This window comes from Janthinobacterium sp. BJB426 (assembly GCF_002735705.1).
Lineage (GTDB): Bacteria > Pseudomonadota > Gammaproteobacteria > Burkholderiales > Burkholderiaceae_D > Janthinobacterium.
Window position 1 is genome coordinate 48,718 of record NZ_PDZL01000011.1, and the last position, 20,334, is coordinate 69,051.

The window sequence follows — 20,334 nt, forward strand, 5'->3', positions numbered from 1 at the left end:
CTGCTCAAAGAGCGTGTGTGAATCAAGCCAGCAACGGCTGTATGGCGGATAATATTGCCTGTTGCCGATTTGGATACGACCTTTACACAAAAATGCGCCCCATGGATTTTACCCGCGACGAAACCAGTGAAACCCCAGTTGCCCCGGCCAGTGCGCCGGGAGCGCCTTTGCCGTATGCCGTCGCCACCTGGCTGCAGCGGGTGGAGGCTGCCGCCCATCCGAAAGCCGTGCTGACGATTGCCGAGCCGGACCCCAAACTCAACGCGCATCGCTTGATCTACGTGCTGGCGCCCACCAGCGGTGGCCGCCACGTGGCCCTGTGCCTGTACAAGGCGCGGCTGCGGCCGAATGGCGACGTGGCGGCGGCCAGTCCCATCAGCGAGATCTTTTCGCTGCTGTCGGCGCCCCCCACATTCCTGACACCGGCCGACGAAGACCTCGTGCGTTTCTTCGTGGCCATGCGCAGCGGGCAAAATTCGCAGACGGGCAGCGCCACGGAGCCGAAGGGCAAGGTGGGCGCGGCCCTGCTGAAAATGCTGGCCGAGCAAGATAAACTGTTGTGGGCCAATTCTTGGGCCGACGTCGGCAATGGTCTCGTGTACCCGTTGAAGGAAGGTCCCGTGCGTCCCGCCCGCCTGTTCTGGCGCGACGAAGGCAAGACCATGCGCCTGGGCTGGCAAGTGGACCCGCCGGAAGGCGCGAAGCATCATGGCGCTGATCAGATCGACTACATGCTGCCCACCGATCCGCCGTGGTACATCGACAACCTGTCGTGCGGCGTGCTGGAACTGAACCAGGGCGGCTCCGATATTTCCCTGGCCGACTTGCAGGCGCTGGTGGCGCAGGCGCCGCCGTTGAACGCGAACGACAAGGTGCGCGTGTCGCAACTGCTGCTGGCGCAGGGCTTGCAGCATCTGATGCCGCTGCCGCAGCCGCTGCCGCAGCGCTTGCGCAAGGATGTACCGGCGCAACCGGTCTTGCTGCTCGATAGCGCCATGCTGGCCGATGGCAGCGCGCAGCGCTGGAGCGACTTCGCCGTGCTGTCCTACGACTACGATGGGGAACGCGTTTCGTTCGACCCGTCGCAGCGCGTGGTGCGGCAAGTGGGCGAGGTGACGGAAATTATCCAGAGAAATACGGTCGACGAGGCGCGCGCGCTGGCCACCCTGGCCGAGCTGCAATTCAAGAAGCCTGGCTCCGCGCCCTTGAGCGGCTTGAAGGGCGCCCTGCAACTGCCTTCCCAGGCGGAATGGCTGCGTTTTGCGGAGTCCGGCATCGACGCCTTGCGGAAGCAGGGCTGGATCGTGGAAAAGACGGCCAAGTACCGCTACGACGTGAGCGACGTGGGCGACTGGTACGCGGACATCGACGATCAGGATCCGGACAGTGGCAACGCCTGGTTCGAGCTGGAACTGGGCATCGTCGTCAATCACGAAAGAGTGCCGCTGCTGCCCGTGCTGGTGCAGCTGATCCGCAACGCGCCCAACGATTTCAACCCGAAAGTCATCGAAGCGCATGCCGACGATGACCAGATGCTGGCGACCTTGCCGGATGGCACGCGCGTGGCCCTGCCGTGGGGCCGTGTGCGCCCCATCCTGAACACGCTGGGGGAACTGTATTTCAGCGACAAGATCAAACATGCGGTGCGCATGTCGACCTTGGACGCGGCACGCCTGGAAGAGCTGGCGCGCGGCCTGGAGATGCAATGGACGGGCGGCGAGCAGCTGCGTGCCATGGGCCGCAAGCTGAGTCAGTTCGGTTCCGTGCAAAAAGTGGCGGCCCCAGCCGGCTTGCAGGCGACCTTGCGCGATTACCAGGCCGATGGCCTGGCGTGGATGCAATTCCTGCGCGACCACGACCTGGCCGGTATCCTGGCCGATGACATGGGACTCGGTAAAACCGTGCAGACCTTGGCGCATATCCTGGTGGAAAAGGAAGCGGGCCGTTTGACGCATCCGGCGCTGGTGATCGCACCGACGAGTTTGATGGGCAACTGGCAGGACGAGGCGGCAAAATTTGCACCCAGCCTGAAGGTGCTGCTGCTGCAGGGCAAGGACCGCGCCCAGCAATTCGACCAGATCGACCAATGCGACCTGGTGCTGACCACCTACGCCCTGTTGCCGCGCGATGAGGAAACCTTGCGCGAGCACGATTTCCACCTGGTCATCCTCGACGAATCGCATTACATCAAGAATACGCGCAGCAAGGCGGCGCAAAGCGCGGGCCTGCTGCGCGCGCGCCACCGCCTGTGTTTATCCGGCACGCCGCTGGAAAATCACCTGGGTGAACTGTGGTCGCAATTCCACTTCCTGCTGCCGGGCTTGCTGGGCGACGAGAAGACGTTCAACACCCAGTTCCGCCATCCGATCGAGCGCCAGGACGATCCGCTGCGCCGCATGCTGTTGAACCGCCGCATCAAGCCTTTCCTGCTGCGCCGCACGAAGGACAATGTGGCCAAAGAGCTCCCGCCGAAGACGGAAATGGTGCGCAAGGTGGAATTGACGGGGCCGCAGCGCGACCTGTATGAAACCGTGCGTCTTGCGATGGATCAAAAAGTACGCGAAGAAATCGACAAGAAGGGCGTGGCGCGCAGCCAGATCGTCATCCTCGAAGCGCTGCTGAAACTGCGCCAGGTGTGCTGCGATCCCCGTCTGGTGAAATCCTTGCCGGCGAAGAAGCAGTCGGCCGGTTCGGCCAAGCTGCTTGACCTGATGCAGATGGTGGAAGACTTGCTCGACGAAGGGCGCAAAATTCTTGTGTTCTCACAATTTACCAGCATGCTGGAATTGATCGAGGAAGAACTCGAGTCGCGCGACATTCCCTACGCCTTGCTGACGGGCGAGACCAAGGACCGGGGCGCGCAAGTGGCGGCCTTCCAGCAGGGCGCCGTGCCGATCTTCCTGATCAGCCTGAAAGCGGGCGGCGTGGGTCTGAACCTGACGGCGGCCGACACGGTCATCCACTACGACCCGTGGTGGAATCCGGCGGCGGAAAACCAGGCCACGGACCGTGCCTGGCGCATCGGCCAGGACAAGCCCGTGTTCGTCTACAAATTGATCGCGAAGGGCACCTTGGAAGAAAAAATCCAGCTGCTGCAGCAAAAGAAATCGGAACTGGCGCAATCGATCCTGGCCGAAGGCGAATCGCAGAAGATGGCTCTCACGCAGGAAGACTTGCAGCAGATTTTCGCCCCGCTGGAAGATTAACGGCGCCGCGCGCTTATACTTGGCGATTCTTTCTCGCCAGGTATACCGCATGCTGCCCTTTCTCCTTTTGCTGCTGGCCGGCGTCATCCTCATGGCGCTGCGTTTCGTCCAGTTGCGCCGCGCCCTGCTGCGCGCGCGGGCGGGCGAAGCGCAGTTCCGCCTGCTGGCCGAGCACGGCCGCGACGCGGCTTTCCTGCTCGACGCCACCACCCTCGAATTGCTCTACATCAGCCCCGCCGCACAGCGCCTGACGGGCCATGACCTGGCCGCCTTGCAGAGCCACGCGGCGCGCCTGGCGCAAGACGTGCCGGCCCGGCTGCAGCGCTGGCGCGATGGCGATACCAGCCGCTTGACCCTGTTGCGTGAAGTGGAATTGCCGCATGCCGACGGCCACCAGCTGGCGCTGGAAATCAGCTCGAGCATCGTACCCGCGGCGGCCGGGCGGGGCGTGACCTTGGCGGGCACGGTGCGCGACGTCAGCGCCATCCAGGCGCAGGAAGCCGAGCGGGAAAAGGAGCAGAAGCGCTTCGCCTCGATGCTGTCGCATGAATTCCGCACGCCGCTGGCCACCATCGACGGCGCCATCCAGCGGCTCGTCTCGACTTCCACGCAAGCGGACGAGGCCACGCGCAAGCGCTACGTGAAAATCCAGATGGCCGTCGACCGTTTGTTGTCCATGATCGACGACTACCTGTCACCCGAACGCATGGCGGCCATCGGCCGCGAGCGGGCCGCCGACGGCATCGCGCCGCTGGCCTTGCTGCAGCAGGCGGCCGCCACCGTGCCGGCCAGCCACCGCGTGCAGTTGGAACTCGACGAAGACTTGCCGGCCCGGCTGCGCTGCGACGTGCCCGGCATGGCCCTGTGCCTGAAAATCCTGTTGGACAACGCCGTCAAGTTCAGCCCGCCGGGCAGCGCTATCGCCTTGTCGGCCAGGCTGGTGCCCGAGGGCGGCGTGGCGCTGTGCGTGCGCGATGCGGGGCCTGGCTTGCGGGAAGAAGAACTGGTGCGGCTGTTCGAGAAAGGTTTCCGTGGAACCTATGCCACGCATCCCGGTGCGGGCCTGGGACTGTACATGGCGCGCGCCGTGGTGGACGTGCATGGCGGGAGTTTGCAGGGGCATAATCTGCCCGAAGGCGGGGCACTTTTCCGGATTTGGCTGCCGCTTCCTGTCTAGACAAGGAAAAGCCTTGCTTCCGCTGAAGGCAACCGTGATAATTCCTTGACGTAAACCTATTGTGCCGTCCATCATGGTGTAGAAGTGCATGGCATGGTTTGCCCTCGGTGTGCTCACTAACGGAAGAATGGCGTAGCAATGACGAAAATACTGATCGTCGAAGACAATCTCGACTACGCCGAAGACATGGCGGAGTTCCTCGTTGAGCTCGAACACGAAGTCCATATCACCAGCTCCGCTGGCGGCATGTGGACTGCGCTCAGCCATGGCAATGTCGGCGTGGTCGTGCTGGACCTGGGCTTGCCCGATGAGGATGGCTTCAACGTCATCCCCCGCATGCGCCAGCTGTATCCGCAAATCGGCGTGCTGGTGCTGACGGGGCGTGTCGCTTTCGACAGCCGCATCCTGGGCTTGCGCCTGGGCGCCGACCACTATCTCACCAAGCCGATCAAATTCCCCGAACTGGCTGCGCACATCGAAGCGCTCGACCGTCGCGTCGGTCCGCAAGATCCCGTGCCCGAGCCAGGCAAGTGGACCTTGAAAGTAAGCGCCCGCCAACTTGAATTGATGGGTTCAGTCATTGCCCTGACGGAAAAGGAATTCAACTTCCTGCACCTGCTGACCATCAACACCCGCCCCGTGCCGCGCGACGTCATCGTGGCCGGCATGGGCGGCGAAGATCCCGATGCGGGCCGCCGCGTCGACATGCTCGTGTACCGCCTGCGCAAGAAAGCCAAGACGGGCCTGGGCCAGGACTTGCCGCTGCGCAGCGCGTATGGCGAGGGCTACAGCCTGTCGGCCAGTTTCAACCTGTCCTGATGACCTTGTTGCGCCGCGCGCAAGTGGTCGGCGCAATAAAAGGGACAGAGTCAACCGGTTTTCCTAGTATTTCAAATAAAACAGGGTCAGAGTCGCGCCTTGTGCAGTAAGTGTGTAAAATCAAGGCCTTAGCCTATCTTTGCCGATTCTGCCATGGCCCGTTTGCCCCGCCTCATCATTCCAGCACTGCCCCATTACGTGATCCAGCGCGGCAGCAACCGCCAGCCCGTGTTCCAGGATGCGCTTGACTACGCGCAATTCCTGTCCTGGCTGAAAACGGGGGCGAAAATGTTCAAGGTGGCCATCCACGCCTATGTTTTATTGCCTGATCAGCTACATTTGCTGGCCACGCCGGCCGATGCGACGGGCCTGGGACAGCTGATGCAGTGGTTGGGACGCTATTACGTGCCGTATTTCAACCAGAAATACGGCCGCGAAGGCGCCTTGTGGCAGGGACGCTACAAAACTTCCGTCATCGATCCCGACAATTTCTTCCTCACTTGCTGCCGCTACCTGGAATGCGTACCCGTGCAAACGGGCCTGGCGGGCCAGGCGCTCGATTACAACTGGTCCAGCTATGCCCACCATGCGGGCGTGCGTCCCGATCCCGTCATCACCGACCATGCGCTGTACTGGGCGCTGGGAAACACGCCGTTCGACCGCGAGGCGGCGTATCTGCACCTGTGCGAGCAAGGCCTGGGCAGCAGCCAGGTGAAAGTGGTGGAACAGGCTGTATTAAAGGGTTGGCCGCTCGGTTCCGACGTGTTCAAGCAGGCGCTGGAGCAGAAAATGCAGCGGCAAGTGCTGCCGGCCAGGCGGGGCCGTCCCCGCAAAATCGTAGCCGAGGCGGACATTAATTGAAACCCATTCGCATTTAAAACAGAAAATGGTTCCTTTCTTATCTTTTATTGAAATTGCCGCGACTATGTCCCTATTAAATTTTTAGAGCGACGGAATCGAATTTAATTCAACTCCGACCCTAATTATTCTGGTTGAGTTTTTTGTTGCGTTGCACTACTCTAGTTTTTCGATAGTCATATGCAGCGGAGAAGCCCATGAAAGCGCAAGGCCTGTACGACCCAGCCAATGAACACGATGCCTGCGGCGTCGGTTTCGTCGCCCATATCAAGGGCAACAAGACCCATTCGATCGTCGAACAGGGTTTGCTGATACTGAAAAACCTCGATCACCGGGGCGCCGTGGGCGCCGATGCGCTGATGGGCGATGGCGCCGGCATCCTGATCCAGATTCCTGACCAGTACTACCGCGAAGAAATGGCCAAGCAGGGCGTGGAATTGCCGCCGCCTGGCGAATACGGCGTGGGCATGGTCTTCTTGCCGAAGGAACATGCGTCGCGCATCGCGTGCGAACAGGAAATCGAACGCGCCGTGCGCATCGAGGGACAGGTCGTGCTGGGCTGGCGCAACGTGCCCATCGATACGGACATGCCGATGTCGCCCACCGTGCGCGCCAAGGAACCCGTCATCCGCCAGATTTTCATCGGCCGCGGCCCGGACATCATGGTCACCGACGCGCTCGAGCGCAAACTGTATGTAATCCGCAAATCGTCGGGCCACGCCATCCAGGCCTTGAAACTGCTGCACGGCAAGGAATTCTTCGTGCCGTCGATGTCGGCGCGCACCATTGTGTACAAGGGCTTGCTGCTGGCCGACCAGGTGGGCGTGTACTACAAGGACTTGCAGGATGCGCGCTGCATCTCGGCCCTGGCCCTCGTGCACCAGCGTTTCTCGACGAATACTTTCCCGGAATGGCCGCTGGCCCACCCCTACCGTTTGATCGCCCATAACGGCGAAATCAACACGGTGAAAGGCAACTTCAACTGGATGCGCGCGCGCGAAGGCGTGATGAAGTCGGCCGTGCTGGGCGACGACCTGCAAAAGCTGTTCCCCTTGATCTATGAAGGCCAGTCCGATACGGCGTGCTTCGACAATGCGCTGGAACTGCTGCTGATGGCCGGCTACCCGATCGCCCAGGCGATGATGATGATGATTCCGGAAGCGTGGGAAAACCACACGACGATGGACGACAACCGCCGCGCCTTCTATGAATACCACGCGGCCATGATGGAACCGTGGGACGGCCCCGCCGCCATGGCGTTTACGGATGGCCGCCACATCGGCGGCACCCTGGACCGCAACGGCTTGCGTCCCGCGCGCTACATCGTCACGGACGACGACCTGGTGGTGATGGCGTCGGAATCGGGCGTGCTGCCGATCCCGGAATCGAAAATCATCCAGAAATGGCGCTTGCAGCCTGGCAAGATGTTCCTGATCGACCTGGAAGCGGGCCGCATCATCGACGACCAGGAACTGAAAAACACCTACGCCAACGCCAAGCCATACAAGGCATGGATCAACTCGGTGCGTATCAAGCTCGACGAGATCAAGATGGCCGAAGGCCAAGCCAAGCTGGACCGCGCGCAAGGCGAAAAAGAGCAGCCATCGTTGCTCGATCGCCAGCAAGCGTTCGGCTACACGCAGGAAGACTTGAAATTCCTCATGGCGCCAATGGCCGTGGCCGGCGAAGAGGCGACGGGCTCGATGGGCAATGACTCGCCGCTGGCCGTCATGTCGAACAAATTGAAGCCTTTGTATAACTACTTCAAGCAGTTGTTCGCGCAAGTGACGAATCCGCCGATCGATCCGATCCGCGAAGCGATGGTGATGTCGCTCGTGTCCTTCATCGGTCCGAAACCGAACTTGCTCGATACCAACAACGTCAACCCGCCGATGCGCCTGGAAGTGGCGCAGCCCGTGCTGGGCTTTGACGACATGGCCCGTCTGCGCAACATCAGCGCCCACACGGGCGGCAAGTTCAAGTCCTACGAACTGGACATCTGCTACCCGCTGGCCTGGGGCAAGGAAGGCGTGGAAGCGTGCCTGGCCTCGCTGTGCGCGGAAGCCGTCGACGCCGTGAAATCCGGCCACAACATCCTGATCGTCTCGGATCGCGCCATTTGCGCCGACCAGGTGGCGATCCCTGCGCTGCTGGCCACCTCGACCGTGCACCAGCACCTGGTGAGCAAGGGCTTGCGCGCCTCCACCGGCCTGGTCGTGGAAACGGGCTCGGCCCGCGAAACGCACCACTTCGCTCTGCTGGCCGGCTACGGCGCGGAAGCCGTCCACCCGTATCTGGCCATGGAAACCCTGGTCGAGATGGCGCACGGCTTGCCGGGCGACTTGTCGGGCGACAAAGCCATCTATAACTACACCAAGGCGGTCGGCAAGGGCTTGATGAAGGTCATGTCGAAGATGGGCATTTCCACGTATATGTCGTACTGCGGCGCGCAAATCTTCGAAGCCATCGGTTTGAACAAGTCGCTGGTGGACAAATACTTCAAGGGCACGGCCTCGAACGTGGAAGGCATCGGCGTGTTTGAAGTGGCGGAAGAAGCGCTGCGCCTGCACGCGCTGGCCTTCGGCAACGATCCCGTGCTGGCGGACAAGCTCGACGCGGGCGGCGAATACGCCTTCCGCGTGCGCGGCGAAGACCACATGTGGACGCCGGATGCAATTGCCAAGCTGCAGCATTCCACGCGTAGCAACAATTTCTCCAGCTACAAGGAATATGCGCAAATCATCAACGACCAGAGCCGTCGCCATCTGACCCTGCGCGGCCTGTTCGAGTTCAAGCTCGACCCGACCAAGGCCATCCCGCTCGACGAAGTGGAACCGGCCAAGGAAATCGTCAAGCGCTTCGCCACGGGCGCCATGTCGCTCGGTTCCATCAGCACGGAAGCGCACGCCACCCTGGCCGTGGCCATGAACCGCATCGGCGGCAAGTCGAACACGGGCGAGGGCGGCGAAGATCCGAACCGCTACATGCAGGAATTGAAGGGTATTCCGATCCGCCAGGGCGACACCATGGCCTCCGTCGTGGGCGCCGAACAAATCGTCGTCGATATTCCGCTGCAGGAAGGCGATTCCATGCGCTCGCGCATCAAGCAGGTGGCGTCGGGACGTTTCGGCGTCACGGCCGCCTACCTGAACTCGGCCGACCAGATCCAGATCAAGATGGCGCAGGGCGCGAAACCGGGCGAAGGCGGCCAGTTACCTGGCCATAAAGTGTCTGAATACATCGCCAGCCTGCGCTTTTCCGTGCCGGGCGTGGGCCTGATTTCGCCGCCGCCGCACCATGACATCTATTCGATCGAAGATCTGGCGCAGCTGATCCATGACTTGAAGAACGCCAATCCGCGCGCCTCGATCTCCGTGAAGCTGGTGTCGGAAGTGGGTATCGGCACGGTGGCTGCCGGTGTCACCAAGGCGAAAGCCGACCACGTGGTCGTTGCCGGCCATGACGGCGGCACGGGCGCCTCGCCACTGTCGTCCGTGAAACATGCGGGCACGCCGTGGGAGTTGGGTCTGGCCGAAACGCAACAAACGCTGGTCTTGAACGGCTTGCGCAGCCGTATCCGCGTGCAGGCCGACGGCCAGATGAAGACGGGCCGCGACGTGGTCATCGCCGCTCTGTTGGGCGCCGACGAGATCGGTTTCGCCACGGCGCCGCTGGTGGTCGAAGGCTGCATCATGATGCGCAAATGCCACTTGAATACGTGCCCGGTGGGCGTGGCCACGCAAGATCCGGTGCTGCGCGCCAAGTTCTCGGGCAAGCCTGAGTATGTCGTCAATTATTTCTTCTTCGTGGCCGAAGAAGCCCGTCAGTTGATGGCGCAGCTGGGCATCCGCACGTACGATGAACTGATCGGCCGCGTCGACTTGCTGGACAAATCGAAGGCAATTTCGCACTGGAAGGCGCAGGGGCTGGACTTCTCGGCCATCTTCTACAAGCCGGAAACCCCGGACGGCCAAGCCTGCCGCCACGTGGAGTTCCAGGATCATGCGCTGGAAAAGGCGCTCGATCACAAGCTGATCGCGCAAGCGCGCGCGGCGCTGGAAAAGGGCGAGCGCGTCTCCTTCATCTCGCCCGTGCGCAACCTGAACCGCACGGTGGGCACCATGCTGTCCGGCGAAGTGGCGAAGAAATACGGTCACGCCGGCTTGCCGGACGACACCATCCACATTCAATTGCAAGGCACGGCGGGCCAGTCGGCCTGCGCCTTCCTGGCGCACGGCATTACGATCGACCTGGTGGGTGAAGGTAACGACTACGTGGGTAAAGGCTTGTCGGGCGGACGCATCATCGTGCGGCCGAATACGGAATTCCGTGGCTGGGCCGTGGACAACATCATCATCGGCAACACGGTGCTGTACGGCGCCATCGCCGGCGAAGCCTTCTTCAATGGCGTGGCCGGCGAACGCTTTGCCGTGCGCAACTCGGGCGCCACCACGGTGGTCGAGGGCCTGGGCGACCATGGCTGCGAATATATGACGGGCGGCACGGTCGTGGTCCTGGGCAATACGGGACGCAACTTCGCGGCCGGCATGTCGGGCGGCATTGCCTATGTGTATGACCCGGCGGGCGACTTTGCCAGCAAGTGCAACACGGCCATGGTCAGCCTGGACAAGGTGGTTTCTGCCGGTGAACAGCACCTGGACCGCGATGCCTGGCATACGCAGCACCGCGATGGCGTGCCGGAAGCCGACGAGGTCATCCTCAAGCGCCTGATCGAGCGTCACTTCAAGCACACGGGCAGCACGCGCGCCCGCGTCTTGCTGGACGACTGGGCAGCGGCGCGTGGCAAGTTCGTGAAAGTCTTCCCGAACGAATACAAGCGCGCACTGATTGAAATGGCAGCTGACGCCGCCATGGAAGTGCAAGCCGTCGCCGCCTGAGCCAGCTAAGCTCATTGCCAAATGAATGACCAGGGAGCGGCCCAGCCGTTCCCCGCCAGCCAAATACAAAGGAAACATCGTGGGTAAAATTACCGGCTTCATGGAATTCAAGCGCCAGGACGAACACTATCTGGAGCCTGCCGCGCGCCTGAAGAACTACAAGGAATTCGTCTTGCACCTGTCGGACGCGCAAGCGACCGTGCAAGGCGCGCGCTGCATGGATTGCGGCATTCCCTTCTGCACCACGGGTTGTCCCGTGAATAACATCATTCCCGACTGGAATGACCTGGTGTACCGCGGCGCCTACCGCGAAGCGCTCGACATCCTGCATTCGACAAATAACTTCCCGGAATTTACGGGCCGCATCTGCCCGGCGCCGTGCGAATCGGCCTGTACCCTGGGCATCCATGAAGATCCGGTCGGCATCAAGTCGATCGAACACAAGATCATCGACATGGGCTGGGAACACGGCTGGGTCACGCCGCAGCCGGCCCCTTTCAGTACCGGCAAGAAAGTGGCCATCGTCGGTTCCGGTCCTGCCGGCCTGGCGGCGGCGCAGCAGCTGGCGCGCGCCGGCCATGCCGTCACCGTGTTTGAAAAGAGCGACCGGGTCGGTGGTTTGTTGCGTTATGGCATCCCCGACTTCAAGATGGAAAAGTCGCACATCGACCTGCGCGTGAAACAGATGGAAGCCGAAGGCGTCGTGTTCCGCACCAGCGTGCTGGTGGGCAAGGATTTCCCGGCCCACGTCAACAACTGGGCCAAGGAAACCATTTTCCCGGAAGACCTGGAAAAGGAATTTGACGCCGTCATCATGGCCGGCGGCGCCGAGCAGCCGCGCGACTTGCCCGTGCCGGGCCGCGAACTGAAAGGCGTGCATTTCGCCATGGATTTCTTGCCGCTGCAAAACAAAGTCAACGCGGGCGACAAGCTCAAGGACCAGATCAAGGCCACGGGCAAGCACGTGGTGGTGATCGGCGGCGGTGACACGGGTTCCGACTGCGTCGGCACCTCGAACCGCCATGGCGCCGCTTCGGTGGCCCAGTTCGAACTGATGCCGCAGCCGCCGGAACAGGAAAACAAGCCGCTCGTCTGGCCGTACTGGCCGACCAAGCTGCGCACCTCGTCCTCGCACGAGGAAGGCTGCGAGCGCGACTGGGCCGTGGCCACCAAGCGTTTCGAAGGCAAGGGTGGCAAGGTGGAAAAGCTGATCGCCTGCCGCGTTGAATGGAAAGACGGCAAGATGAGCGAAGTGCCGAACTCGGAATTCGAGATGAAAGCGGACCTGGTCTTCCTGGCCATGGGTTTTGTTTCCCCTGTGCAACAGGTGCTGGAAGCGTTCGGCGTCGATACGGATGCGCGCGGCAATGTCAAGGCAACAACAGACGGCGTTGGCTGCTACCAGACGTCGGTGGCCAAGGTGTTTGCGGCCGGCGACATGCGCCGTGGCCAGTCGCTGGTGGTCTGGGCCATCCGCGAAGGACGCCAGTGCGCGCGCGCCGTCGATGAGTTCCTGATGGGGGCATCCCTGCTGCCGCGCTAATTAACGAGCAATTGTTCGTTTTTTTGCCAGGGCCACGGCGCGGATCGCGACGTGGCCTTTGTTATTTTTACTTGTCAAGTCAACAGCGGCGAAGGCGATCGGGCAGGGACGCGATGTGCGGGCCAAATTTCCACTACAATATCTGACTTTCGATTCATTAGTGTTGTATTCTTCCCCTTTACGGGGCTGTCCCTAGGGGTGTCTCAGCAGAGGTTGGCGTTTCTGCACTACAATACGCCATTAAAATAGTGAGCTTCGTCGTGCCAAATCTTGTTGAGATCCGTGATTTACACTTTGCCTATGGAGAACGTTCGATTTTATCGGGCCTTCAAATGGATTTCCCACGTGGAAAAGTTGTGGCCGTCATGGGTGGCTCCGGCAGTGGCAAGACGACCGTACTGCGCCTGATCGGCGGGCAGTTGCGCCCCAGTTCCGGCTCCGTGAATGTGGACGGCCAGATCGTGCATACCTTGGGGACCGACGAGCTATATCAGCTGCGCCGCAAGATGGGCATGCTGTTCCAGCACGGCGCCCTGTTTACGGATTTGACGGCGTTCGAAAACGTGGCGTTCCCCCTGCGCGAACACACGGACTTGAATGAAGAGCTGATCCGCACCCTGGTGCTGATGAAGCTGCACGCCGTGGGACTGCGCAATGCGGCGCAATTGAAGCCGGCCGAGATCTCGGGCGGCATGGGCCGCCGCGTCGCGCTGGCGCGCGCCATCGCGCTCGACCCCGAACTGATCATGTATGACGAACCCTTCGCCGGCCTGGATCCGATTTCCATGGGCGTGACGGCGAATTTGATCCGCAATCTGAACGATGCGCTGGGCTCCACGTCTATCCTGGTATCGCATGATGTGAAGGAGTGTTTCGCCATCGCTGATTATGTCTATTTTCTGTCATCGGGCAAGATCGTGGCGCACGGCACGCCGGCCGAGATGGCCGTGTCGACGCATCCGTACGTCAAGCAGTTCGTCAATGCCGAGGCCGATGGTCCCGTGCCGTTCCATTACCCGGGCAAGTCGCTGGCCGACGACCTGGGCCTGCAGACGGGGGGCGGCCGATGATCGCGCGTTTCCTGGCGGCGATCGGAGCATGGTTGCGCAATTCGGTACAAGACCTCGGCTTCGCCGTGCGGTCGTTTTTCATCATCATCGCCTCGTCGGGCGGCCTGTGGCGCCGTCCGCGCCTGGTGATTGAGCAACTGTTTTTTATCGGTAACCGCTCGCTGGTGATTACCGCCGTCTCTGGCCTGTTTGTCGGCATGGTGCTGGGTTTGCAAGGCTATTACACCTTGACCACGTACGGCGCCGAACAGTCGCTGGGCTTGCTGGTGGCGCTGTCCCTGACGCGCGAACTGGGGCCGGTCGTCACGGCGCTGCTGTTTGCCGGCCGCGCGGGCACCTCGCTGACGGCGGAAATCGGCCTGATGAAGGCGGGCGAGCAATTGTCGGCCATGGAAATGATGGCCGTGAACCCGATCCAGCGCGTGCTGGCGCCCCGTTTCTGGGCCGGCGTGATCGCCATGCCGATCCTGGGTGCCATCTTCACGGCCGTCGGCATCATCGGCAGCTACCTGGTCGGCGTGGTGCTGATCGGCGTCGATGAAGGCTCGTTCTGGTCGCAGATGCAGGGCGGCGTGGATGTCTGGAAAGAAGTGGGCAATGGCACCATCAAGAGCCTGGTGTTCGGTATTGCGGTGACCTTCATCGCGCTGTTCCAGGGATACCAGGCTCAGCCGACGCCGGAAGACGTCTCTGGCGCCACCACGCGCACGGTGGTCATCTCGTCGTTGATGGTGTGGTGGCTCGATTTCATGATGACGGCGTTGATGTTTAGCAAGTAATTGCCGATCAGCGACAAACAGCGGGCCTGGGCAAGATGTTGCGCAGGCGGCAGCAAGTAAAAATTATTTAGGATTGTTTATGCAACGTAAATCTTTGGATGTCTGGGTCGGCTTGTTCGTCTTGCTGGGTGTGGCGGCATTGATGTTTTTGGCGCTTAAGGCCGGCAATATGAGCTCGCTGTCTTTCAGCAAGACGTATACCATTACGGCCAAGTTCGACAATATTGGCGGCCTCAAGCCGCAGGCGCCCGTCAAGGGTGCCGGCGTGGTGGTGGGGCGCGTGGCGGAGATCCGCTTTGACGACAAGACCTACCAGGCGCTGGTGAAACTCGACATCGAAGATGGCTATAAATTTCCGAAAGACAGCTCGGCCAAGATTTTGACGGCCGGTTTGCTGGGTGAGCAATATATCGGCCTGGAAGCAGGCGGCGATCTGGCGAACCTGGCAGAGGGCGACAAGATCGCCCGTACTCAATCGGCCACAGTGCTGGAAGACCTGATCAATCAGTTCATCTACAGCAAGGCAGCGGAAGGAAAGGACAGCAAATGAGCGAGTCGACCAAGCAATTCCAAGGCAGCCTGGCGCGTATCGGCCTGGCCCTGGCCATCGCCGCCAGCGTAAGCGCTTGCGCCACCGGCACCAATCCGCGCGACCCGCTCGAGGGTTACAACCGCGCCATGTTCAAGTTCAACGACACCGTCGACCAGGTGGCCCTGAAACCGGTCGCCACGGCCTACAAGACGGTCACGCCATCTTTCGTGCAAACGGGCGTGGGCAACTTCTTCGGCAACTTGTCCGATGTGTGGAGCGCCGTGAACAATTTGCTGCAAGGCAAGGGCGAGGCGGGCTTGCAAGACGTCGTGCGCGTCAGCATGAACTCGACTTTCGGTATCCTCGGCTTGATCGACATCGCGTCGCAGGCGGGCATTCCCAAGCATAACGAAGATTTTGGCCAGACCCTGGGCTGGTATGGCGTCCAGCCTGGTCCGTACGTGATGCTGCCGCTGCTGGGCCCATCGACCGTGCGCGACACGGTGGCCCTGCCGCTCGATATCACGGGCGACCCATGGCGCTACAAGGATCCGGTCAATGTGCGCAATATCGGCACGGTGACGCGCGTGGTCGACAAGCGCGCCGCGCTGCTCGACGCGACCAACCTGATGGAAGCGGCCGCGCTGGACCGTTATGAATTCATCCGCGACGGCTTCCTGCAGGCGCGCGAAAGCAAGGTTTTCGATGGCGATACGGATCGCCGCGACCGCAAAGTGCCAAAAAACGACACCAGCGATTATGAGCCGGAGTACGAGGCAAAACCGCAACCGGCCAGCGACGTCCCTGCGGCCACGGCCGCCGCGGTTGTGACACCCGCGGACCTCGTAACATCTGGTAGCAATACCGTTGCCGCCGAGACCAAGCCGCAGGAGTAAACTCCGCTACAGGAACACCACGGCTGCGATCAACGCCAGCCGGTGCATAGCAACACCATGAAAGGTAGAACCATGAAATTGATGAAACAACTGCTGGCGATGGCCACCATCGCCTTTGCCACCGCCGCCCAGGCCGCCCCCGCCGTGGAAGCGCCGGACGTATTGGTCAAACGCATCAGCCAGGACGTGATCGACACGGCCAAGAACGACAAGGCCATCCAGGCTGGCGATATCAAGCGCGTCACCGAATTGGTGGAAAGCAAGATATTGCCGTACGTGGATTTCCAGCGCATGACGGCCCTGGCCGCCGGCCGCCACTGGCGCGATGCCACGCCCGACCAGCAAAAGCAGCTGGCCGCGGAATTTCGCACCTTGCTGATCTACACGTATTCGGGCGCCCTGTCGCAGATCAAGAACGAAACCGTGGAATTCAAGCCGCTGCGCGCCGACCCTAGCGACACGGAAGTGGAAGTGCGCTCGCAAGTGAACGTGGCGCGCGGCGAACCCGTGCCCCTGAACTACCGTGTGGCGAAAACCCCGTCCGGCTGGAAGATCTATGACATCAACGTGCTGGGCGCGTGGCTGGTGGAAACCTACAAAAGCAGCTTTGCCAGCGAGATCAGCAAGGGCGGCGTCGATGGCCTGATCAAGACCTTGTCGGCGAAAAACAAGGCCCTGGCCAGCCGTCCCGCTGCCAAAGCCAAATAATCGGCTATCATATAGCTCCTGACCCAGCTCCAGACCAGCGCAGCCCGACGCCATGCCAGACTCTCTCGACACCTTGCAGTCCCTGACTTCCCTGACCGTGCACAATGCCACTTCGGCATTGGAGCAGGGTCTGGACGCCATTCGCTCGGGTCAGACGAAGTTTGACTTGCGCAACGTCAAGGCCGTCGATTCGGCAGCCGTCTCCGTCATGCTGACGTGGCAACGCGCCGCGCAGGATGCCGGCGGCGTGCTGGAGCTGAAAAACCTGCCGAACAACCTGAAAAACCTCACCAAGCTGTATGGCGTGTGCTCGCTCGTTTCGAGCACCCTGAGCGCCGACGACTGCGCCAGCGCCGGCGGCCACGCCGAACGCAGCCCGTCCGACCTGCATCATCATTGATCCTGTCCCACTCCCCGCATCAGCAGTAGCTTTCAAGCCGGCAGGCCAGCAGCGCCGCCGGATTGATCTCCAAGTGTTCCACGAATTTTCCAACTATAATTGACTGTTGCGCCGTCCTCGCCTGAAGGCGGCGCCCTGCACCGGCCTGCCGGCCTGGATGTCTCCGGCAACTGGCGCATCACACCAGACGCATTACACTTGAAACAAGCACATGACCGCAATTCAAATCACGAATGTAGAAAAGAGCTATAAATCGCTCAAGGCGCTGGGCGGCGTGTCGCTGGCCATCGAGGAGGGCGAATTTTTCGGCCTGCTCGGCCCGAACGGCGCCGGCAAGACCACCCTCATTTCCATCATCGCCGGCCTGATACGTCCCGACGCGGGCACCGTCAAGATCCATGGCCACGACGTGGTCACGGACTTCCGCAATGCGCGCCGCAACCTGGGCGTGGTGCCGCAGGAACTGGTGTTCGACCCGTTTTTCACCGTGCGCGAAACCCTGCGCCTGCAATCCGGTTACTTCGGCTTGCCGAACAACGACAAGTGGATCGACGAGGTCATGGAAAACCTCGACCTGACCGGCAAGGCCGACACGAATATGCGCGCGCTGTCCGGCGGCATGAAGCGCCGCGTGCTCGTGGCCCAGGCGCTGGTGCACAAGCCGCCCGTCATCGTGCTCGATGAGCCGACGGCCGGCGTCGACGTGGAACTGCGCCAGACCCTGTGGAAGTTCATTTCGCGCCTGAACCGAGAAGGCGGCCACACGGTCGTCCTGACCACCCACTACCTGGAAGAGGCGCAAGCCATGTGCCAGCGCGTCGCCATGCTGAAAACCGGCAAGGTGGTGGCGCTCGACACCATGTCGGCCCTGATCCGTCGCATCGCCGGCTCGCAGCTGCAGGTGCACCTGAAACACGGCGCCCTGCCGGCCGACCTGCAGCACCTGGTGCTGCACCCGGAAGAACAGCAGGCGCCGAACAAGTTCAGCCTGCGCGTCAACGAATACAGCGAAGTCGAGAAAATCCTCGCCCGCCTGCGCGAAGCGGGCGCCGAGATCGATGAAATGCAATTGCAACAAGCCGACCTGGAAGATATCTTCTTGCAGATCATGGATAAAGGTACCGTATGATTTCGACAGGATTTCGCACCCTCGTCTACAAAGAGACGCTGCGCTTCTGGAAAGTGGCGACGCAAACCGTGGCCGCGCCCGTGCTCACGTCGATGCTGTACCTGCTGGTGTTCGGCCATGTGCTCGACGGCCGCGTGGAGCCGAGCCCCGGCGTCAGCTACACGGCCTTTCTGATTCCCGGCCTGGTGATGATGAGCGTGCTGCAAAACGCGTTCGCCAATTCCTCGTCCTCGCTGATCCAGTCCAAGATCACGGGCAACCTGGTGTTCGTGCTGCTGACGCCCCTGTCGCACTGGGAAATCTTCTCGGCGTATGTACTTGCTTCCGTCGCGCGCGGCCTGGCCGTGGGCTTTGGCGTCTTCGCCATCACGTGCTGGTTCGCCGACCTGTCGTTTGTCGCGCCGCTGTGGATCGTCGTCTTCGCCTTCCTGGGCGCCGCCATGCTGGGCACCATGGGCCTGATCGCCGGCATCTGGGCTGAAAAATTCGACCAGTTGGCCGCCTTCCAGAACTTCCTGATCATGCCGGCCACCTTTTTGTCGGGCGTGTTCTATTCGATCCATTCGCTGCCGCCGTTCTGGCAGACGGTGTCGCATTTGAATCCCTTCTTCTACATGATCGACGGCTTCCGCTACGGCTTCTTCGGCGTGTCCGACGTCAGCCCGTGGCTCAGTCTTTCCATCGTCGCCGGCTTCCTCGTGATCCTGGCGCTGGCATCGATTCGCCTGCTGAAGAGCGGCTATCGTTTGCGCCACTAATTGCGCCACTGATTGCGGCATATCACATCACTACATTATTCAATATCAAGGACTTATCGTGACCACCACTCCAGAACTGATCCACGGCTACCTGTCGGCCGGCCTCGAATGCACGCACCTCGAAGTGGAGGGCGATGGCCAGCACTTCCAGGCCGTGATCGTTTCGCCCGCGTTTGCCGGCAAGCGTCTGATCCAGCGCCACCAGATCGTCTACGCGGCGCTGGGCGACCGCATGCGCGAAGAAATCCACGCGCTGTCGATGAAAACCCTGACACCTGAAGAATTCCAAGGATAAGCACATGGACAAGCTCCTCATCAACGGCGGCAACCGCCTGAACGGCGACATCGCCATCTCCGGCGCGAAGAACGCCGCCCTGCCCATCCTGTGCGCGGGTCTGCTGACTGCGGGCGACCTGGACCTGACGAACGTGCCGCATCTGCACGACGTGGCCACCATGTTGAAACTGCTGGGCCAGACGGGCCTGAAAGTGCAGCAGGACGGCGACCGCGTGCTCCTCAACGGCAGCGCCATCGATACCCTGGAAGCGCCGTACGAACTGGTGAAAACCATGCGCGCCTCGATCCTCGTGCTCGGTCCCCTGCTGGCGCGCTTCGGCGAAGCCAAGGTGTCCTTGCCGGGCGGCTGCGCCATCGGTTCGCGTCCCGTCGACCAGCATATCAAGGGCCTGGAGGCGCTGGGCGCCGAGATCCGCATCGAAGCGGGTTACATCTACGCCAAGTGCGCCAAGCTGAAAGGCGCGCGCATCGTCACCGACATGATCACCGTCACCGGCACCGAGAATCTGCTGATGGCCGCGACCCTGGCCGAAGGCGAGACCATCCTGGAAAACGCCGCCTGCGAACCGGAAGTAACCGACCTGGCGCACCTGCTGGTGGCCATGGGCGCGAAGATCGACGGCATCGGCACCAGTCGCCTGGTGATCCAGGGCGTGGACGCCCTGCACGGCGCCTCGCACGCGGTGATCGCCGACCGTATCGAAACGGGCACCTTCCTGTGCGCCGTGGCGGCCACGGGCGGCGATATCACCCTGCGCAATGTGCGCACCGATATCCTCGACGCGGCGCTCGACAAGCTGCGCGCCATGGGCCTGACGATGACCTTCGGCGCCGACTGGATCCGTGCCGAGATGTCGGCCCGTCCGAACCCCGTCAGCTTCCGCACCACCGAATACCCGGGCTTCCCGACCGACATGCAGGCGCAGTTCATGGCCGTGAACACGATTGCCAACGGCGCCAGCCGCGTTACCGAGACGATTTTCGAGAACCGCTTCATGCACGTGCAGGAAATGAACCGCCTGGGCGCCGACATCACCATCGAAGGCAACACGGCCATCATCGCCGGCGTCAAGCAGCTGCGCGGCGCGCCCGTGATGGCGACCGACCTGCGCGCTTCGGCGTCGCTGGTGATCGCGGCCCTGGCCGCCGATGGCGAAACGCTGATCGACCGCATCTATCACCTCGACCGCGGCTACGACCGCATGGAAGTGAAATTGTCGGCCGTCGGCGCGAACATCGTGCGCATCAAGTAAAAACAAGAAAA

At 61.7% G+C, this 20,334-nt stretch carries 16 protein-coding genes; all 16 read left to right on the forward strand.

Going from position 1 to position 20,334, the window contains the following annotated elements; all coding sequences use genetic code 11:
- The first annotated feature begins 101 nt into the window (after window positions 1-101).
- The 16 genes from CSQ93_RS17910 (at window position 102) to murA (ending at window position 20,323) form a co-directional block, all read left to right on the forward strand.
- Complete coding sequence (locus CSQ93_RS17910; RefSeq protein ID WP_099379201.1) at window positions 102-3,206, forward strand: DEAD/DEAH box helicase; 3,105 nt, start codon at window positions 102-104, stop codon at window positions 3,204-3,206.
- A 49-nt stretch (window positions 3,207-3,255) separates the two neighbouring features.
- Window positions 3,256-4,383 carry a PAS domain-containing sensor histidine kinase gene (locus tag CSQ93_RS17915; protein ID WP_099379202.1) on the forward strand — a complete coding sequence of 376 codons (1,128 nt, stop codon included), beginning with the start codon at window positions 3,256-3,258 and terminating at the stop codon, window positions 4,381-4,383.
- Between the two features lie 138 nt (window positions 4,384-4,521).
- Entirely contained in the window at window positions 4,522-5,202 is a 681-nt protein-coding gene (locus CSQ93_RS17920) for a response regulator transcription factor (protein WP_034780956.1), read from the forward strand.
- Between the two features lie 153 nt (window positions 5,203-5,355).
- Window positions 5,356-6,063, forward strand: a complete 708-nt coding sequence (locus CSQ93_RS17925) for a transposase (protein ID WP_099379203.1) — start codon at window positions 5,356-5,358, stop codon at window positions 6,061-6,063.
- A 194-nt stretch (window positions 6,064-6,257) separates the two neighbouring features.
- Window positions 6,258-10,958 (forward strand): glutamate synthase-related protein, encoded by a 4,701-nt coding sequence (locus CSQ93_RS17930; protein ID WP_099379204.1) that lies wholly within the window; start codon window positions 6,258-6,260, stop codon window positions 10,956-10,958.
- Window positions 10,959-11,037: 79 nt separating this feature from the next.
- A complete protein-coding gene (locus tag CSQ93_RS17935; RefSeq protein ID WP_099379205.1) occupies window positions 11,038-12,501 on the forward strand; it encodes a glutamate synthase subunit beta in 1,464 nt (487 codons plus the stop codon).
- A 260-nt stretch (window positions 12,502-12,761) separates the two neighbouring features.
- Window positions 12,762-13,571, forward strand: a complete 810-nt coding sequence (locus tag CSQ93_RS17940) for an ABC transporter ATP-binding protein (RefSeq protein WP_034781028.1) — start codon at window positions 12,762-12,764, stop codon at window positions 13,569-13,571.
- Window positions 13,568-14,350, forward strand: a complete 783-nt coding sequence (gene mlaE / locus CSQ93_RS17945) for a lipid asymmetry maintenance ABC transporter permease subunit MlaE (protein WP_034780952.1) — start codon at window positions 13,568-13,570, stop codon at window positions 14,348-14,350. Before CSQ93_RS17940 ends, mlaE begins: the two co-directional genes overlap by 4 nt.
- A gap of 79 nt (window positions 14,351-14,429) precedes the next feature.
- Window positions 14,430-14,900 (forward strand): outer membrane lipid asymmetry maintenance protein MlaD, encoded by a 471-nt coding sequence (gene mlaD, locus CSQ93_RS17950; protein ID WP_070219660.1) that lies wholly within the window; start codon window positions 14,430-14,432, stop codon window positions 14,898-14,900.
- Complete coding sequence (locus tag CSQ93_RS17955) at window positions 14,897-15,778, forward strand: MlaA family lipoprotein (protein WP_099379206.1); 882 nt, start codon at window positions 14,897-14,899, stop codon at window positions 15,776-15,778. The genes mlaD and CSQ93_RS17955 overlap by 4 nt, the downstream gene beginning before the upstream one ends.
- Window positions 15,779-15,850: 72 nt before the next feature.
- Window positions 15,851-16,486: an MlaC/ttg2D family ABC transporter substrate-binding protein gene (locus tag CSQ93_RS17960; protein WP_099379207.1), complete on the forward strand. Its 636-nt coding sequence runs from the start codon at window positions 15,851-15,853 to the stop codon at window positions 16,484-16,486.
- A 52-nt stretch (window positions 16,487-16,538) separates the two neighbouring features.
- Window positions 16,539-16,886, forward strand: a complete 348-nt coding sequence (locus CSQ93_RS17965; protein ID WP_034780949.1) for an STAS domain-containing protein — start codon at window positions 16,539-16,541, stop codon at window positions 16,884-16,886.
- A 211-nt stretch (window positions 16,887-17,097) separates the two neighbouring features.
- Window positions 17,098-18,015, forward strand: coding sequence for an ABC transporter ATP-binding protein (locus CSQ93_RS17970; protein ID WP_099379208.1), 918 nt, complete (start codon window positions 17,098-17,100; stop codon window positions 18,013-18,015).
- The gene (locus CSQ93_RS17975) at window positions 18,012-18,773 is read left to right on the forward strand and encodes an ABC transporter permease (RefSeq protein WP_099379209.1); all 762 of its coding nucleotides are present in this window, start codon (window positions 18,012-18,014) and stop codon (window positions 18,771-18,773) included. The genes CSQ93_RS17970 and CSQ93_RS17975 overlap by 4 nt, the downstream gene beginning before the upstream one ends.
- A gap of 58 nt (window positions 18,774-18,831) precedes the next feature.
- A complete protein-coding gene (locus CSQ93_RS17980; RefSeq protein WP_034753824.1) occupies window positions 18,832-19,068 on the forward strand; it encodes a BolA family protein in 237 nt (78 codons plus the stop codon).
- A gap of 4 nt (window positions 19,069-19,072) precedes the next feature.
- Entirely contained in the window at window positions 19,073-20,323 is a 1,251-nt protein-coding gene (gene murA, locus CSQ93_RS17985) for a UDP-N-acetylglucosamine 1-carboxyvinyltransferase (RefSeq protein ID WP_035823107.1), read from the forward strand.
- Window positions 20,324-20,334: the final 11 nt, after the last annotated feature.

Bases quoted from the DNA above. Each gene is read 5' to 3' on its own strand.
- CSQ93_RS17915 (WP_099379202.1), top strand. From the start codon at position 3,256: ATGCTGCCCTTTCTCCTTTTGCTGCTGGCCGGCGTCATCCTCATGGCG.
- CSQ93_RS17955 (WP_099379206.1), top strand. From the start codon at position 14,897: ATGAGCGAGTCGACCAAGCAATTCCAAGGCAGCCTGGCGCGTATCGGC.
- mlaE (WP_034780952.1), top strand. From the start codon at position 13,568: ATGATCGCGCGTTTCCTGGCGGCGATCGGAGCATGGTTGCGCAATTCG.
- CSQ93_RS17970 (WP_099379208.1), top strand. From the start codon at position 17,098: ATGACCGCAATTCAAATCACGAATGTAGAAAAGAGCTATAAATCGCTC.
- CSQ93_RS17910 (WP_099379201.1), top strand. From the start codon at position 102: ATGGATTTTACCCGCGACGAAACCAGTGAAACCCCAGTTGCCCCGGCC.
- CSQ93_RS17925 (WP_099379203.1), top strand. From the start codon at position 5,356: ATGGCCCGTTTGCCCCGCCTCATCATTCCAGCACTGCCCCATTACGTG.
- CSQ93_RS17930 (WP_099379204.1), top strand. From the start codon at position 6,258: ATGAAAGCGCAAGGCCTGTACGACCCAGCCAATGAACACGATGCCTGC.
- mlaD (WP_070219660.1), top strand. From the start codon at position 14,430: ATGCAACGTAAATCTTTGGATGTCTGGGTCGGCTTGTTCGTCTTGCTG.
- CSQ93_RS17965 (WP_034780949.1), top strand. From the start codon at position 16,539: ATGCCAGACTCTCTCGACACCTTGCAGTCCCTGACTTCCCTGACCGTG.
- murA (WP_035823107.1), top strand. From the start codon at position 19,073: ATGGACAAGCTCCTCATCAACGGCGGCAACCGCCTGAACGGCGACATC.
- CSQ93_RS17975 (WP_099379209.1), top strand. From the start codon at position 18,012: ATGATTTCGACAGGATTTCGCACCCTCGTCTACAAAGAGACGCTGCGC.
- CSQ93_RS17960 (WP_099379207.1), top strand. From the start codon at position 15,851: ATGAAATTGATGAAACAACTGCTGGCGATGGCCACCATCGCCTTTGCC.
- CSQ93_RS17920 (WP_034780956.1), top strand. From the start codon at position 4,522: ATGACGAAAATACTGATCGTCGAAGACAATCTCGACTACGCCGAAGAC.